At 58.4% G+C, this 16,773-nt stretch carries 12 protein-coding genes; 5 read left to right on the top strand and 7 right to left on the bottom strand.

Annotated elements, in window-relative coordinates; all coding sequences use genetic code 11:
• The first annotated feature begins 157 nt into the window (after positions 1-157).
• The 3 genes from GS612_RS06810 (at position 158) to GS612_RS06800 (ending at position 3,330) form a co-directional block, all read left to right on the top strand.
• Complete coding sequence (locus tag GS612_RS06810; RefSeq protein WP_152458020.1) at positions 158-493, top strand: multidrug efflux SMR transporter; 336 nt, start codon at positions 158-160, stop codon at positions 491-493.
• 76 nt (positions 494-569) lie between these two features.
• The gene (gene typA, locus GS612_RS06805; protein WP_152458021.1) at positions 570-2,387 is read left to right on the top strand and encodes a translational GTPase TypA; all 1,818 of its coding nucleotides are present in this window, start codon (positions 570-572) and stop codon (positions 2,385-2,387) included.
• Between the two features lie 463 nt (positions 2,388-2,850).
• A complete protein-coding gene (locus GS612_RS06800) occupies positions 2,851-3,330 on the top strand; it encodes a hypothetical protein (RefSeq protein ID WP_171638650.1) in 480 nt (159 codons plus the stop codon).
• 74 nt (positions 3,331-3,404) lie between these two features.
• Here the strand turns inward: GS612_RS06800 and GS612_RS06795 are convergent, their stop codons facing one another.
• The 4 genes from GS612_RS06795 to recA form a co-directional block, all read right to left on the bottom strand.
• On the bottom strand, positions 3,405-4,028 hold the full coding sequence (locus GS612_RS06795; protein WP_253286106.1) for a transglutaminase-like cysteine peptidase: 624 nt from the start codon (positions 4,026-4,028) through the stop codon (positions 3,405-3,407).
• A gap of 369 nt (positions 4,029-4,397) precedes the next feature.
• Positions 4,398-4,685 carry a DUF1330 domain-containing protein gene (locus GS612_RS06790; RefSeq protein WP_170344227.1) on the bottom strand — a complete coding sequence of 96 codons (288 nt, stop codon included), beginning with the start codon at positions 4,683-4,685 and terminating at the stop codon, positions 4,398-4,400.
• A gap of 1 nt (position 4,686) precedes the next feature.
• A complete protein-coding gene (gene alaS / locus GS612_RS06785; protein WP_171639475.1) occupies positions 4,687-7,359 on the bottom strand; it encodes an alanine--tRNA ligase in 2,673 nt (890 codons plus the stop codon).
• A 174-nt stretch (positions 7,360-7,533) separates the two neighbouring features.
• Positions 7,534-8,601, bottom strand: coding sequence for a recombinase RecA (gene recA, locus GS612_RS06780; RefSeq protein WP_152458025.1), 1,068 nt, complete (start codon positions 8,599-8,601; stop codon positions 7,534-7,536).
• Between the two features lie 192 nt (positions 8,602-8,793).
• On the opposite strand from recA, the gene GS612_RS06775 reads away from it, so the two are divergent.
• On the top strand, positions 8,794-9,387 hold the full coding sequence (locus GS612_RS06775; protein ID WP_171639474.1) for a sulfotransferase family 2 domain-containing protein: 594 nt from the start codon (positions 8,794-8,796) through the stop codon (positions 9,385-9,387).
• Between the two features lie 5 nt (positions 9,388-9,392).
• Here GS612_RS06775 and GS612_RS06770 read toward each other — a convergent pair whose 3' ends face one another.
• The 3 genes from GS612_RS06770 to guaB form a co-directional block, all read right to left on the bottom strand.
• A complete protein-coding gene (locus GS612_RS06770; protein ID WP_171639473.1) occupies positions 9,393-11,684 on the bottom strand; it encodes an ATP-binding protein in 2,292 nt (763 codons plus the stop codon).
• A 109-nt stretch (positions 11,685-11,793) separates the two neighbouring features.
• Positions 11,794-12,951, bottom strand: a complete 1,158-nt coding sequence (locus GS612_RS06765; RefSeq protein ID WP_171639472.1) for an RsmB/NOP family class I SAM-dependent RNA methyltransferase — start codon at positions 12,949-12,951, stop codon at positions 11,794-11,796.
• Between the two features lie 93 nt (positions 12,952-13,044).
• Complete coding sequence (gene guaB / locus GS612_RS06760) at positions 13,045-14,493, bottom strand: IMP dehydrogenase (RefSeq protein ID WP_171168056.1); 1,449 nt, start codon at positions 14,491-14,493, stop codon at positions 13,045-13,047.
• A 216-nt stretch (positions 14,494-14,709) separates the two neighbouring features.
• Between guaB and GS612_RS06755 the strand changes: the two genes are divergently transcribed.
• Positions 14,710-16,755 (top strand): ASKHA domain-containing protein, encoded by a 2,046-nt coding sequence (locus GS612_RS06755; RefSeq protein WP_171639991.1) that lies wholly within the window; start codon positions 14,710-14,712, stop codon positions 16,753-16,755.
• Positions 16,756-16,773: the final 18 nt, after the last annotated feature.

The raw sequence follows: 16,773 nt of genomic DNA, 5'->3' as shown, positions 1-16,773 counted from the left end.
ATACGTCGAGAAGACTACACCAATTCGTTTCTCTGAATAGTCAGGTATACCTGACCTCAGATGGTATTCTCATATCCTCAGACCCAAAAAATCGCCTTGCCCACCCCTTCGGTTTCATGCTCAACGCGAGGGTATCTTTCCTGTTTCGAGGATCAAAATGCCCCAAGCGTATCTGTATCTGATGCTGGCTGTTGTTGCGGAAACCATTGGCACCACGGCCTTGCAGGCTAGTCAACAATTCACGCGGTTCTGGCCGTCCGTCCTTGTGGTCGTAGGGTACGGACTCGCATTTTACCTCATGGCGCTGACGCTGAAATACATGCCTGTCGGTATCGTTTATGCGATCTGGTCCGGTCTGGGCATCTTTCTGATCGCCGTGATCGGATTCATCGTGTTCGGCCAAAGGCTGGATTGGCCTGCGATCCTGGGGTTGACGTTGATCTTGTCCGGAATCCTGATCATTCACCTCTTTTCCAAGACTGCCGGTCACTGATCATCGGTTAGGGCTGGTATATTTTGTCGCGCCGCGCTATGCGCGCGGCAACTTTCCGTTCAAAGGCTGACCTCTCATGGACCTGCGCAACATCGCAATCATCGCTCACGTGGACCACGGCAAGACGACCCTGGTGGATGAGCTGCTCAAACAATCCGGCGCGTTCCGGGAAAACCAGGCCGTGGCGGAACGCGCCATGGACAGCAACGATCTGGAGCGCGAGCGTGGCATCACCATTCTGGCCAAGGCAACTTCGGTCGAATGGAAAGACACACGCATCAACATCGTCGACACCCCCGGCCACGCCGATTTCGGTGGTGAGGTCGAGCGTATCCTCAGCATGGTCGATGGCGTTGTCCTGCTGGTTGACGCCGCCGAAGGCCCGATGCCGCAGACCAAATTCGTGACGTCGAAGGCGTTGGCGCTGGGCCTGCGCCCGATCGTGGTTCTGAACAAGGTCGACAAGCCGGATGCGGAACCTGACCGCGCACTGGATGAATGCTTTGACCTGTTTGCCAACCTCGGTGCCGATGATGATCAATTGGATTTCCCGGCCATGTATGCCTCGGGCCGTTCCGGCTGGGCGGATATGGAGCTGGACGGCCCGCGCAAGGACCTGAGCGCACTGTTTGATCTGATCGTCGATCACGTTCCTGCCCCGAAACAGATCGCGCATAAGGGTGAACCGTTCCGGATGCTGGCCACCACTTTGGGCAGCGATCCATTCATCGGCCGCATTCTGACGGGTCGTGTGGAAAGCGGCACATTGAAAGCTGGCGACAGCCTGAAAGCCCTGAGCCGTGACGGATCGTTGATCGAAAACTTTCGCGCCTCAAAAATATTGGCATTCCGCGGGCTGGCTCAGCAACCTATCGATGTGGCCGAAGCCGGTGACATCGTCACCATCGCCGGCATGAGCAAAGCCACCGTGGCGGATTCTCTGGTCGCTCCGCAGGTCGAAGAAGCCCTGCCTGCACAGCCCATCGACCCGCCGACGATCACCGTAACTTTTGGTATCAACGATTCTCCGTTGGCCGGTCGTGACGGCAAGAAAGTTCAGTCGCGCGTCATCCGTGATCGCCTGATGAAAGAAGCCGAATCCAATGTCGCGATTCGCGTCACCGACACACCCGGCGGCGAGGCATTCGAGGTTGCGGGCCGCGGCGAATTGCAGATGGGTGTTCTGATCGAGAACATGCGCCGTGAAGGGTTCGAACTCAGCATCTCGCGCCCGCAGGTTCTGTTCCGCGAGGAAAACGGCCAGCGGCTGGAACCGATCGAGGAAGTCACCATTGACGTGGACGATGAATACTCGGGCGCCGTGATCGAAAAGATCACCGGGGCCCGCAAAGGTGAACTGGTCGAGATGCGCCCGGCAGGTGCAGGCAAGACCCGCATCATCGCGCACGTACCGTCCCGTGGCCTGATCGGCTATCACGGCGAATTCCTGACCGACACCCGCGGCACAGGCGTTCTGAACCGCGTGTTCCATGGCTGGGCCCCGCACAAAGGCCCGATCCCGGGCCGCCGGGCGGGTGTTCTGATCTCGATGGAGAATGGCCAAGCCGTGGCCTATGCCCTGTGGAACCTGGAGGAGCGTGGCCGGATGTTTGTCGGTCCTCAAACGGATGTCTATCAAGGCATGGTGATTGGCGAGCATTCTCGTGACAATGATCTGGAAGTGAACCCGCTGAAAGGCAAGAAGCTGACAAACGTACGCGCCAGTGGCTCGGACGATGCGGTTCGTCTAACGCCGCATATTCAGTTCTCGCTGGAAGAGGCAATTGCTTACATTGACGACGATGAACTGGTCGAAGTCACCCCGAATGCAGTGCGCTTGCGCAAGCGTTATCTTGACCCGCACGAGCGCAAGCGGATGGCCAAGTCGGCCTGATTTACCCGGCAGACCGCTGCCGCAATCGGAAACAATTGCCCAAGTGTGGCAATTTTGCGTCCAAACAGACAAAAGATGAAAAACGGACAACCGGGCACTACGCCCGGTTTTCAATTGAAAAGAGTAGCTTTTCTTCTTTAGGTTGCATTAATTCTCCATCACTCCCCCAATCCACATATTGTGATTGAGACCCGTTTAAGGTGAAAATGTGCCAGTTGTGTGACGTCGTTCATAAACACACTCGCTTCGGTGGTTCATATGAACACGTAGTAAAGTATCGAGTTTCGAGGAGTTCCAAATGGGTATCCGGTCCCGCAATATCCCGCTGTATTTTGTTGCAACGACGTTTTTGTTTTCGCCCGCGGGCGAAGCTTTCGCAGCCGGAACATGTACCGTTCAAACAGCCAGACAATCCGCAGCATCCGCACAGGTGTTATGTGAGTGCGACGCTGTGACATCGGGCATGATCCGATACATTCAACGCCGGCACGATTTCGATCAAATTCTGGCGCGTGTGGGTGCTGAATGTGCGCCACTTGCAGACTTGCTTTCAGATTTGCCGACGGCGTCGATCGGCGCAAGTGATCAGCGGTCAGGAGATGGTCCGTCCGATGAGACTGTCGATAGCAGCCCGGATTTCGGAGGAGGCGGCGGTTCAAGCGGTGGATCTGGCGGCACAAGCGGTGAAAACGGCGGCACCGGCGGCGGTGGCACTAGCCGAGGGGGCGAAGGCAGCGGCTCTGGCGGCGGTGAAAACGAAGGTGGCGGAGAAAACGAAGGCGGCGGCGAAAACGAAGGTGGCGGCGAAAACGAAGGTGGCGGTGAAAACGAAGGCGGCGGCGAAAACGAAGGCGGCGGCGAAAACGAAGGCGGCGGCGAAAACGAAGGTGGCGGTGAAAACGAAGGCGGCGGTGAAAACGAAGGCGGCGGCGAAACGTTCTAATTCGGAAGCAAAAATACCGGTGCAAGATACGATTGCACCGGTATTCAGTTTCTCAAAAAGACTTTCAGGTTTCCTCAGCTATGGCCGTACACACCAACCCAACGTCCGGGGCGGTTCGGGTCTTGCATACGAAGAAACAGATACCGCGTTGCTGTCCAGGGCTTGATACGGTTTGTGAGGTTGTCCAAAACCAAATCACCGTTTGAAGAGCGGTACACCAGCACCGCGTGAGGCACCCGACGCGTGTCCAGAACCGTAGCGATCAACAGTTTACTTGGATCGACGCCTGCATGGATCAAATCCCTTTTCTTCAACAGCGCGAAGTCTTCGCAATCGCCACCCCTGGCTGTCGGAAGCGCCCAACGCTCAGTCATCTTGTACTGAGATTGATCGGTGACTTCTCGCGTCGATCTGTTCACGCGCCGATTTACCTGTTCGACAACCTTCAGTTCTTGCTGGCTGGACATGGATACGGATCGTTTTCCTGCGCAGGCCCATTTGTACTGAGCGCACAGGTTGATGGCTCCTGACGGTGGCGGCGAGGACGCGACACTTGGGATAAACCCGTTCCCGGACGCATGTGCGGCGGGGGCCATGGCGATGGTGCAGACGCCCAAAAAACTGATGCTGAAAGCGCGCACTGAAACCGGCAGAAGTCTTGCACCAAACCGCTTGGCCAGATTTGTGAAGTGTTTCATGCCTGTACCCCAATCCGATGTTCTTCGTACGATTGCACGTCAAACAGGGTCGCATTCCGATTCGTGAAACTATCTGCGAACAACCCCGCTCAGGCAATCACCTAAAAAGTTGAAGGGGAAAAAGGGCGGAAATTCGTCCGTCAATCTGACCTTTTTGCGCAAGAATTTGGGTGACGCAGCCACAATTCAGGCGTTTACCGCACTAATCCGCGACGGCATGGCCCGACAAGTGATTGAAATAATGCAAAAATAAACTCAGCCCATATTTGCGGGCTGAGTTTCCAAGGTCGATCGTGGCATAAGCCAATGATTGCCTATTGGCTGCCCGTTTACCGGGCAAACCGCGCTACACGTCGTGAACGCAGACGTTCACTCCGTGATTTCTACCACAACCAATTCACGTTCACTGGCGTCGCGCGCGTGACTCAATGCTTGTTGATAGTCATCCGAGTTGTAGCATTCGACAGCCGCTTCAAGCGACGGGAAACGGGCAACAACGTTGCGTGGCCGCTCCTTGCCTTCCAACTGAACGTAACGCGCCGCGCGGGCGATGAAAGTGCCCCCGTGCTTGGCAATGGCTGGCCCGGCCAATTCGGCATATTTTCCATACGCCTCGGCATCGGTCACCGTCACATGTGCAATCCAGAGTGCGGCCATCTTATCCTCCCAAAACCTGTTCTGCGGCCTTGATCGCCGAATCCGCGTTCGACGCATCCCGACCACCGCCCTGGGCCATGTCCGGGCGGCCGCCGCCGCCCTTGCCGCCCAATTCCACCACGGCGGCCTTGACCAGATCGACCGCCGAAACGGTTCCTGTCAGGTCTTCGGTGACGCCAGCCGCAACCGCGGCCTTGCCGCCGGTATCCGCGATGAGCAGCACCGCCCCCGATCCAAGACGCGCCTTGTGTTCGTCGATCAATGCCGGAAGATCCTTGCCGGACACCCCGCTGAGGGCCTGCGCTATGAACTTCACGCCGTTCACATCACGCGCTTCGGCACCACCGCCCTGCCCGTTCCCGCCGGCCATCGCCAGATCTCGACGCAGTTGAGCCACTTCGTTCTGCAATGACTTGCGTTCCTCCAGCAGGCTTTTCACGCGGGCCACCACATCATCCGGCTGCGCCTTCAGTTCCGACGCCACCTGCGCAAGACGATGATCCTGTGCCGAAAGGTAACGGAGCGCTTCATCCCCGGTCAGTGCCTCGATGCGGCGGACGCCTGCACTGCTTGCGCTGTCGCCCAGGATGACAAAGGTGCCGATGTCACCCGTCTGGCGCACATGGGTGCCGCCGCACAGTTCGATCGACCAGGTTTCGCCATCATGGCCCTTGCCCGTAGGTGCCTTGCCCATCGAAACAACACGCACCTCGTCACCGTATTTCTCGCCGAACAGTGCCTGCGCGCCCAGTTTGCGTGCGTCATCCGGTGTCATGACCCGTGTCTCGACAGCCGAGTTCTGGCGGATGAAACCGTTCACCTCACGTTCGATCTTCTGGATTTCCTCCAGGCTCAGCGCTTTGGAATGGCTGAAGTCGAACCGCAGACGATCCGCCGCATTCAGCGAGCCGCGCTGCGCCACATGGTCGCCCAGCGTTTCCCGCAGCGCTTCATGCAGCAAGTGCGTGGCCGAATGGTTGGCCCGGATTGCCGTGCGGCGCGCATGATCGACTTCCAGCTCGACAGAATCGCCTTTTGACACGGCACCGCTGAAGACCGTCACCTTATGTGCATAGACCTTCCCATCGGCGAATTTTCTGGTGTCCTCCACCCGGCTGAGGTGATCGCGATCTTCAAGACGCCGCAACTCGCCAGTGTCGCCCACCTGGCCACCAGCTTCGCCATAGAACGGCGTCTGGTTCACCACGACCCAGCCGCTGTTGCCCGCTTGGATCTTGTCAACCAAGGCACCGTCGACAACCAGTGCCACAACCTGAGCTTCGGCTTTCTCGGTGTCATAGCCAAGGAAGTCGGTCGCCCCGGCGCTGTCCAGAACATCGAACCATACCGCCTGATCCGCGGCTTCACCGGACCCGGCCCAGGCAGCCCGCGCTTTGGCCTTTTGTTCGGCCATCGCCGTTTCAAAGCCTTCGGTGTCAACTGTCCGGCCTTTTTCACGCAGAGCATCCTGTGTCAGGTCCAGTGGGAAACCGTAGGTGTCATACAGTTTGAATGCCGCTTCACCGGACAAAGGCGCACCCTCGGAAAGGCCAGACACCTCATCGTCCAGCAGCCTCAACCCCCGGTCCAGCGTCTGCTTGAAACGCGTTTCTTCAAGCAACAAGGTCTCTTCGATCAATGGCTGTGCCTGGGTCAACTCGGCATAGTGACCGCCCATCTGTTGTACCAATGACGGGACGAGCCGGTGCATGACCGGATCCTTGGCACCCAACAGATGCGCATGACGCATGGCACGACGCATGATGCGGCGAAGAACATAGCCGCGGCCATCATTGCTGGGCATCACGCCATCAGCAATCAGGAACGAAGTCGAACGCAGGTGGTCCGCGATCACGCGGTGGTGCACGTTCTGATCCCCGTAAGGATCCACGCCAGTTGCATCGGCCGATGCCTCGATCAGTGCCTTGAACAGATCGGTGTCATAATTGTCATGGCTGCCCTGCAACAATGCACCGATCCGCTCGAGCCCCATGCCCGTATCAATCGACTGCATGTCGAGCTCGACCATCGAGCCGTCTTCGAACTGCTCGTTTTGCATGAAGACGACGTTCCAGATTTCAATGAACCGATCGCCGTCCTCTTCGGCAGAGCCCGGAGGACCACCCCAGATGTGGTTTCCGTGGTCGTAGAAGATCTCGGTACACGGGCCGCAGGGGCCGGTCGGTCCCATCTGCCAGAAATTGTCGCTGGTGGCGATGCGGATGATCCGGTCTTCGGGAACACCGACCTTTTTCCAGATTTCAAACGCCTCGTCATCGGTATGATAGACCGTTGTCAGCAGGCGGTTCTTATCGATCCCAAATTCTTTGGTGATCAATTCCCACACGAATGGGATCGCTTCGTGTTTGAAGTAATCACCAAACGAGAAGTTCCCCAACATCTCGAAGAATGTATGGTGGCGCGCCGTGTAACCCACATTGTCGAGATCGTTGTGCTTGCCGCCGGCACGCACACATTTCTGCGCCGTGGTGGCGCGCTTGTAGTCACGTGTTTCCAATCCGGTGAACAGGTTCTTGAACTGCACCATGCCCGAATTGACGAACATCAGCGTCGGGTCGTTGCGCGGCACCAGCGGGCTGGACGCCACGACCTCATGCCCCTGTTTTTCAAAGTAGTTCAGAAAGGTCGATCGGATGTCGTTCAGGGTTGGCATAGGGCTCTCTCGGCGCACAAAAAACTTGGTCCCCGCAGGTTTATCCCCCTGTCAAACGAGTGTCCACAGCAGAGGCGTGTCCGAACGAAACAAGGCGGCCCGGGGACCGCCTTGTTCATGTATTTTCAACACAGCGCCTCGGGTCGGGAACGTATCGCACCCCGTCAGCGATCGTCAGGCTTCAAGGATGTCATCATCCTCGGCTGCGCCCGGAGGCATGTCGAAATCCAGCCCGTGAGCCGCCCGAATCTTGTCTTCGATCTCAAAGGCAATGCGGCTGTTGTCGCGCAGATATTGTTTGGCATTCTCACGCCCCTGCCCGATCCGTTCGTCGCCATAGCTGAACCATGACCCTGACTTTTCGACCACACCGGCTTTGACACCCAGATCCAGCAGTTCGCCCATCTTGCTGATGCCTTCGCCGTACATGATGTCGAATTCCACCTGCTTGAAGGGAGGTGCAACCTTGTTTTTGACGACCTTGACGCGCGTCTGGTTGCCGACAACTTCGTCCCGGTCCTTGATCGCGCCGATGCGGCGGATATCCAGACGGACCGAGCTGTAGAATTTCAGTGCATTCCCGCCGGTGGTGGTTTCGGGGCTGCCGAACATCACGCCGATTTTCATCCTGATCTGGTTGATGAAGATCACCATGCAGTTCGAGCGGCTGATCGAGCCCGTCAGTTTCCGCATCGCCTGGCTCATCAGTCGGGCCTGAACGCCGACATTGCTGTCACCCATGTCGCCTTCCAGTTCGGATTTCGGCGTCAGCGCCGCAACCGAATCGACCACGACCATGTTGACCGCGCCCGAGCGCACCAGTGTATCGGTGATTTCCAGCGCCTGCTCTCCGGTATCGGGCTGCGAGATCAGAAGCTCATCCAGATCAACGCCCAGCTTTCGCGCATATTGCGGGTCCAGCGCGTGCTCGGCGTCGACAAAGGCGCAGACGCCGCCGCGTTTCTGCTGTTCCGCAATGCAATGCAGCGTCAGCGTCGTCTTCCCCGAGCTTTCGGGGCCGTAAATCTCAACAATCCGCCCCATCGGCAGACCACCAATTCCCAGCGCTATGTCCAGCCCGAGCGAGCCTGTCGAACTTGCGTCGATGTCCTGTTTGGCTCCTTCGCCAAGCTTCATGATGGAGCCTTTGCCGAACTGCCGTTCGATCTGGGCCAGCGCGCTGTCGAGCGCCTTTTGCTTGTCTGCGTTTTTCTTGTCGCTCATTGTCAGAAGATCCGCCATTGTCCTGTCGCCTTCCCTTTTGTCACACCCTTGATCGGGCGGCAATCGCTGCTTTGTTCGCCTCTTGTTCCTTATGGGACCAAAAGAAGAACATTTCAATAAAAACTTACGGGATTTAGTCTTCAGCAATTGTATTAAGAAGTCCTTTACGACAATCTGCGCGCATAGCCGGATGACAATTGGAGCAATTAAATGCTTGTTTTCTATGAGGAACGCCTTGCCTTCCTTGCCGTTCCGAAAACCGGCAGCACGGCTTATCACACGGCGTTGCGGGATCGCGCTGATATCGTTGTCACTCATCCGCCCGAGCTCAAACATGCTCCGGTGCGCAGGTATGATCGGTTTTTCCAGAACATTTTTCGGAAAATGTACGATACCGAGATGGAGATCCTGGCAATTGTTCGCGAACCCGTTGACTGGCTGGGCAGCTGGTATCGATTTCGCAGCCGCGCCGACCTGATCGGTCACGTCCATTCGACCCGAGGCATGAGCTTCGACACGTTTGCGCAGGCCTATATGACAAACCCGCGCCCGGATTTTGCCGATGTTGGCAGCCAAAGCCAGTTTTTCCGTACCCGCAGCAATGGTCGCGGCGCCACGCATATCTTCAAATACGAAAACCAGGGCAAAATTCTCGACTTCCTGCAAGCGCGGCTGAATATGCAGATCGACCTGCCGCAAGAGAATGTATCACCACCGGGTGATCTGACGCTGACGCCCGAGACACGGCAGAAATTTCGCAAAAGACACGCAGAGGAATTCGCGCTCCACGATGCAGCCTTGTAGGGTGCTCAGTTCAGCTGTTGGAAAACCGCCTCGGTCAACTGGGTGAGTGAAAACGGCTTGGGCAGGAAGGTTGAATTGGCGATCTCGGGTTCTGAATCGCCAAAGGCACCTTCCGTGTAACCCGATACGAAGACCACGCGGGCATCCGGGCGTGTTTCCCGAGCTTTGCGCACCCACGTCGGCCCATCCATGCCGGGCATGACCACATCCGTTACGAATACGTCCACGTTCAAAGACGGATCCTCCAGAAGCCGCAGGGCTTCCTCGGCCGAATCCGCTTCCAGCACGGTATAGCCCTTGAGCCGAAGGGCCCGGGTTGCAAAGGCGCGGACCGGCGCTTCGTCTTCAACCAAAAGCACGACGCCCTCTCCTTGCCGGGCGCTTTGAGCTTCGGGCTGGGCCGGAGTGTCCTGTTCAGCCTCTGCCACCGTGGCGCAAACCGGTAGAAAGACGGTGAATTCGGTGCCTCGACCCACCGTACTGTCGACAAAGATGAAACCGCCCGTCTGCTTGACGATACCATACGCTGTTGAAAGCCCAAGCCCTGTCCCCTCGCCCGTACGCTTTGTCGTATAGAACGGCTCGAAAACCTTTTGCAGTTTGTCGGCAGGTATTCCCACGCCGCTGTCCATGACCCTGACCGTAACGTATTCGCCGGGTTGGACGGTCGCCCTGTCCCTGCTTAGCGGTTGCGACAGGTTCAATACCTCGGTCTCGATGCGGATCTCGCCCCCGTCAGGCATGGCATCGCGCGCGTTGACGACCAAGTTCATCAACACCTGTTCCAACTGCCGTTTGTCCGCCCGAACCGGCTTTAACACCGGATCATGGCTGAGGGTCAGCAGAACTTTCTCGCCCACCAACCGGTTCAACAAGTGAATGAGGTCCGAGATCGTGTCGCGCAAATCCAGAACTTCGGGCCTGAGAGTCTGTTTGCGCGAGAATGCCAGAAGCTGGCTGACCAGCGCAGCTGCCCGGTTGGCGTTCTGATTGATCTGAACCAGATCCCCATAATCCGGGTCATTCTGATCGTGACGCAACAACAGCAGATCGCAGTGCCCGGAAATGGCCGTCAGCAGGTTGTTGAAATCATGTGCGACCCCGCCGGCCAATTGACCCACAGCTTGCATTTTCTGCCCTTGGACGAATTGAGCCTCCAAAGTCTTCAACTCGGTCGCGTCATTCAGAACCGCGATCAGACAGATCTTGCCATCGACAACGACACGGCTCAGCGTGACCTGTACGAAGACTTCCTTGTCTTTTCGGGTCAACTGAAGAAATTCGGATCGTTGCGCATCTTCTTGCGCGGCCGTCTGCGCCAGCCAATCCAGAATGGGGTGCCCCATACCCCGCATTATGTCGGCTATGTTCGTGCCTTCCAGGTTTTCATTTCCCAGCAGCTTATTCGCCAGCCTGTTGGCATTCAGAATGGCCCCCGCCGGAGACAGGGTGAGAACCGGAACCGGAAGATCTGCAAAAGACGTGCTGGCCCCGGGCGCCGGAGTTTCAATGAGCGGCACCAAACCAAGGCTTTGTTCCTTGCTGGATCGGGAAAGCTCCGTCACAGCGACCGGTATCATTCCGTCCTGTGACTTGATGATGTTTGAGGCTCCGATCCGGGCGTCAGCATCACCGAAGATGTCGCGCACCCGACCGGGACGCGGCCCAAGCAACTTTTTCGCCGCCGGATTCGGGCGCACCACGTCATCCGCGCATCCGATAGTCAGAACCGGCAGGTTGAGAGATTGCCAGCTTTCCTGTTCTGACTGTTGAAACCGCCAGCAAAAAATGTCGGGAGCCAATTGAAACACGGTTACACTGCTTGTGTTTCCCCTGATCACGCAGTCTTCGCGGGCCCGACCGAATGATCGGGCCTGAGATTGCAACCTCAACAAAATCACCTGAGGGGTCGAGAACGTCGAACCGAGGCAGGTTTCAAGGCTGGCTCCTTTCGCCGCGCCGAACTGTTCCCGCGCTGGTGCGTTGGACGCCAGAATGTCGCCATAGGTGTTTGCGATCAGGAAAGGTGAACCTTCCTGTTCTGCAAACGCGGCCATGACGGCAGTGGTTTGTTGCGCATGTCTGGCGTCGACCTGGCCTTTGATCACGACGCATAGTGCCACGATCAAAAGAGTAGTTCCCGCGACCATCATGCCCATGGTCCAATCCGGTGGCAGCAACCCGATCATGGGGGCAATGCTGATCAACAATGCCACCGCCACCAACGACCATAGACGAGATGCCGAAGGCGTGTGGACAAGAGATGGGTCGCTGAAAAATTCTGCTGTGTCAGACATAAACGGCTCGGGCGCAAAGCTATCGGCTATAACGGCCAAAATTGGTTAATTCCCGCTTAACGGCGTTCGGAAAGCAGTTATCTACCCAAGGTTGTTATTTGCCAAAAGCTCAGCGCGTCAAGTGCGACGTAAAGAACCCGTCAGAGGCGTGTGTAACGTGCCACGTTTTCCGGAAGGTTTCCCGCCACTGGGAAAAATGATCCAGAAAACCGTCTATGATCGCGCCGTTTTCATCGTTCAGAACCGAACAGGTTGCGTAAGCCAGCAGGCCGCCCGGATGCACCAAAGGCGCAATGTCAGATAGAATACGGGCCTGAATGGTGCTGAGGTCTCGCAAGCGATCCTCGGTCAAGGCCCATTTCCCGGCCGGCGCCCTTCGCCACGATCCGCTGCCAGAGCACGGCGCATCAACCAGAACCACATCAAACGGATCAGCACCTGAAAGGTCATCGGAGTTGAGGATGGTTATCTTTGCGCCTGCTCGTTCCGCCCGGGTCGGAATATCCTTCATGCGGCCGGCATTCACATCATGTGCAAACACGTCGACGCCCTCGTGCGCTGCAAGCGCTAGCGCCTTGCCGCCACCACCCGCGCAATAATCCAGAACGCGCATCCCCGGCCGCAGATCCAGCGCGGCCACGACCGCCTGGCTTGCAGCGTCCTGAAGCTCGACCAGACCCCGGGCATAGGCCTGGCTTTGGGCAATGCGCCGGGCCCCCTCTGTCACCTCGAGCGCGGTTTGGCATACCTGAACCGGATGGGCGATCACGCCCTCGGACTTCAAGGCGTCGATGGCCCCGCCCAGATCGGTTTTTCGCAAGTTGACCCGCAGGTGAACAGGCGCCCGGTGCTGCAATGACATCGCGCAAGGAACCAAGGCATTCTTCAGAGAGTCAACGAACCGAGGCCACAGCCACTCCGGAATGTCATATCTCTCGGCCTCGGACACGAAATCCCGCGCCGTTTCCGTTTCCTCAACCGGCATCGGAGCGTGACGGTCGCCGGTGAACAGGTCGGCCAGATCCCAGCCTGACGCACGGGTCGCACCGATCATCAAACCGCGCCCGGTGTCGGACCCTCCCAACGCAGCGTACGAGCGCTTACGTCGTAGCGCGTCGAATACGTGATCGCGAATGGCCGCGCGATCCTTGGATCCAGCAAAGCGACTGCGCCGCGCCCAGCCGGTGAGTGCTTTTTCGACCGGCGCGCCAGCCAGGATATCATCCAGAATTTCGATCGAGGCCTGAACACGGGCGGCGGGTGTCATTGTGGAATACCTTGGCGAAAAATGGGCCCGGCTGGCCGATCCAAGTGGCAAATAGGCACCCGTTCCAGGGTGCCTTGTGTCTTGCTGGATGGCTTACATGACCCGGTAGTTCGGGCTTTCGCGGGTGATCTGCACGTCGTGGACGTGGCTTTCCTTCAGACCGGCGCCCGTAATTTTCACAAAATTGCAGTTCTTGCGCATCTCTTCGATGGTGGCGCAGCCGGTATACCCCATCGCCGCACGCAAGCCGCCAACCAGCTGGTGGATCACGGCACTGGCCGAACCTTTGTAGGGCACCTGCCCTTCGATGCCTTCGGGCACCAGTTTGTCATTGGCTGCGTCTTTCTGAAAATAACGGTCGGCTGATCCGCGCGCCATTGCACCCAGGCTGCCCATGCCGCGATAGGATTTGAACGAACGGCCCTGATACAGGATCACCTCGCCCGGGCTTTCGTCGGTGCCCGCAATCATCGACCCGACCATGGCACAGGATGCCCCGGCCGCGATCGCCTTTGCAAAGTCACCCGAGAACTTGATGCCCCCATCCGCGATGACCGGAACGTCGCCCGCTGCCGCCGCACAATCGCTGATCGCGGTCAACTGAGGCACGCCAACCCCCGCCACCATCCGTGTAGTACAGATCGATCCCGGGCCGATGCCCACCTTGATCGCGTCGGCACCAGCATCGATCAGGGCTTTGGTCGCTTCTCCTGTTGCAACGTTTCCGGCAATGATCTGAACCTCGTTCGACAGGGTCTTGACCCGCTTTACAGCGTCCAGCACGCCCTGCGAATGACCATGCGCAGTATCGACGACGATGATGTCGACCCCCGAATCCACCAATTGCTCGGACCGTTCGAACCCGGCATCCCCGACCGACGTCGCCGCAGCGACCCGCAGGCGACCCAGGCGGTCCTTGCAAGCGGTTGGGTTCAAAACGGCCTGCTCTGTATCCTTCAGCGTCAGAAGACCGGTCAGCTTGCCTTCACCATCCACGACCAGCAGCTTTTCGATACGGCGCGCCCGCATCAGGCTTTTGGCTTCTTCCAGATCGGCCGGTTCCTGTAGCATCGCCAGGTTTTCCGAAGTCATCATCGCGTGTACCGGCGTATCGTCCGAGTTCGCAAAGCGCATGTCGCGGTTGGTCAGGATACCCACCACGCGGCCCTGCTCGTCGACGACCGGAAAACCGGTGAAGTTGTAGCGCTGTACCAGCGCGTTGGCGTCGGCCAATGTCTGATCCACCCGCAATGTCACCGGGTTATAGACAATACCGGATTCAAACCGCTTGACCCGGCGGACTTCGCGGGCCTGTTCTTCCACTGAAAGGTTCTTGTGTACCACACCGATGCCGCCCGCCTGAGCCATGGCAATGGCCATGCGCGCCTCGGTCACGGTGTCCATGGCCGAACTCAGCAATGGGATGTTCATGGTGATTTCGCGCGTCACACGCGTGGTCGTATCCGCCGTTGCCGGCAGCACGGAAGATGCGCCCGGAACCAGGAGAACGTCGTCAAAGGTAAGTGCCTCACGAATCTGCATCTGAATACCCCATGCAAAAGCCCGTTTGGCGGTGACCCTATTACATGGATTGAACCAAAGGAAAAGCCCTTGGGGGCAACTCTTTGGCTCTGGTTGTCGATGCAGTGGAAGAAAACGACGCTCGTTGTGCAGATCGTGCCGCTGATGGCCTTTCCCTTTTCGCGCAAACCCATATCTTGCCCGGCATACGCGCGAATATGAAAAGGTATGTCACTGATGACCACCGACCCTCTTGTCGTCTTTACCCCGTCCGGCAAACGCGGGCACTTCCCCGTCGGCACCCCAATTCTGACGGCGGCCCGTCAATTGGGGGTGGATCTGGATTCGGTCTGCGGGGGCCGCGGAATCTGTTCAAAGTGCCAGATCACACCCAGCTATGGCGAATTTCCCAAGCACGGCGTCACGGTGTCAGAGGATGCGTTGAGCGAATGGAACGCCGTCGAACAGCGTTATGACGACAAACGCGGTCTGAAACCGGGCCGCCGTCTAGGCTGTCAGGCCTCGGTTCAGGGCGATGTGGTGATCGACGTACCGCCCGAAAGCCAGGTGCACCGGCAGGTCGTGCGCAAGGCGGCAGCCGCGCGTGCCATCACGATGGACCCGGCCACGCGCCTTTACTTCGTTGTGGTGGAAGAACCCGACATGCATTCGCCCACCGGTGATCTGGAACGGCTCGAGCGCGCGTTGCGCGAACAGTGGGACATCGAAGCCGTCACGGCGGACCTGACGCTTATGTCCAAACTTCAACCGGTTCTGCGCAAGGGCAAATGGGAAGTCACCGTGGCGCTCCACAAAGGTCACAAGGACAGCGTGGCGCGTATCGTCGAAATCTGGCCCGGCCTGCATGAAGGCGGGCTGTATGGTCTGGCCATCGACCTCGGCTCGACCACGATCGCCGCGCATCTGACCGATCTGGAAACCGGCGAGGTCAAGGCATCCTCTGGCCTCATGAATCCCCAGATCCGGTTCGGCGAAGACCTGATGAGCCGTGTTTCGTATTCCATGATGAACCCCGGCGGCGATCAGGAGATGACCAAGGCAGTGCGCGAGGCAATCAATGACCTGGCCACGTCGATTGCCGAAGAGGCAGGCATCGATGCCTCTCTGATCGTGGAAACGGTGTTCGTCTGCAACCCGGTCATGCATCACTTGCTGCTGGGTCTGGACCCGGTGGAACTGGGTCAGGCCCCGTTTGCGCTGGCAACGTCGGAAAGCATGTCCCTGCCCGCCCGCGAGATGGATCTGACAACCATGAACCCACGCGCGCAGGTCTATATCCTGCCCTGTATCGCGGGCCATGTGGGCGCGGATTGCGCGGCGGTGGCCCTGTCCGAAGAACCCGGAAAGTCGCAGGATCTGGTTCTGATCGTCGACGTGGGCACCAACGCCGAAATCCTGCTTGGCAATACCAGCCGCGTGCTCGCCTGCTCCTCGCCCACCGGGCCTGCCTTTGAAGGCGCTCAGATCAGTTCAGGCCAGCGCGCCGCACCCGGGGCGATCGAGAGAATCGAGATCGACCCTGTCACCAAGGAACCCCGGTTCCGCGTCATCGGGTCCGATAAATGGTCCGACGAAGACGGCTTTGATCAGGAGATCGCCACGACCGGGATCACAGGCATCTGCGGATCCGGTATCATCGAGGCAGTGGCCGAGATGCGTATCGCAGGCCTGCTGGACGAAGGCGGCCTGATCGGATCGGCGGAACAGACCGGCACTGCCCGCTGCGTGCCCGAAGGTCGCACACATGCCTATCTGATCCACGATGCCAGCGCTGAGGGTGGCCCCCGCATCACGGTCACGCAGGGTGACATCCGTGCCATCCAGCTTGCGAAATCAGCATTGTACGCAGGTGCACGCCTGCTGATGGACGAAATGAATGTCGAAAAGGTGGATCGCGTGGTTCTGGCCGGTGCGTTCGGCGCGCATATCTCGACCAAACACGCCATGGTGCTGGGAATGATACCCGACGCGCCACTGGAGAAAGTCTCCAGCGCGGGCAACGCCGCAGGCACCGGCGCACGTATCGCGCTGTGCAATATCGGATCGCGCGCCGAGATCGAGCGCGTCGTGCGCGAGATCAACAAGATCGAAACCGCCATTGAGCCGAAGTTTCAGGATCACTTCGTGGCCGCCAATGCGATCCCGCACAAGACGGATCCGTTCCCGGAACTGGCCCGGGTTGTCACTTTGCCCAACCCAAGCTTCAACACCGGCGGCGAAACCGAAGCAGGTGGCGGTCGGCGTCGCAGGCGCCGAGGTTGAACCGACAGTTCAGTGACC

The organism is Ruegeria sp. HKCCD6157, assembly GCF_013110685.1.
GTDB lineage: Bacteria > Pseudomonadota > Alphaproteobacteria > Rhodobacterales > Rhodobacteraceae > Ruegeria.
The sequence above is the reverse complement of the archived record's forward strand: the minus strand, read 5'-3'. Positions and strand labels throughout refer to the sequence as shown.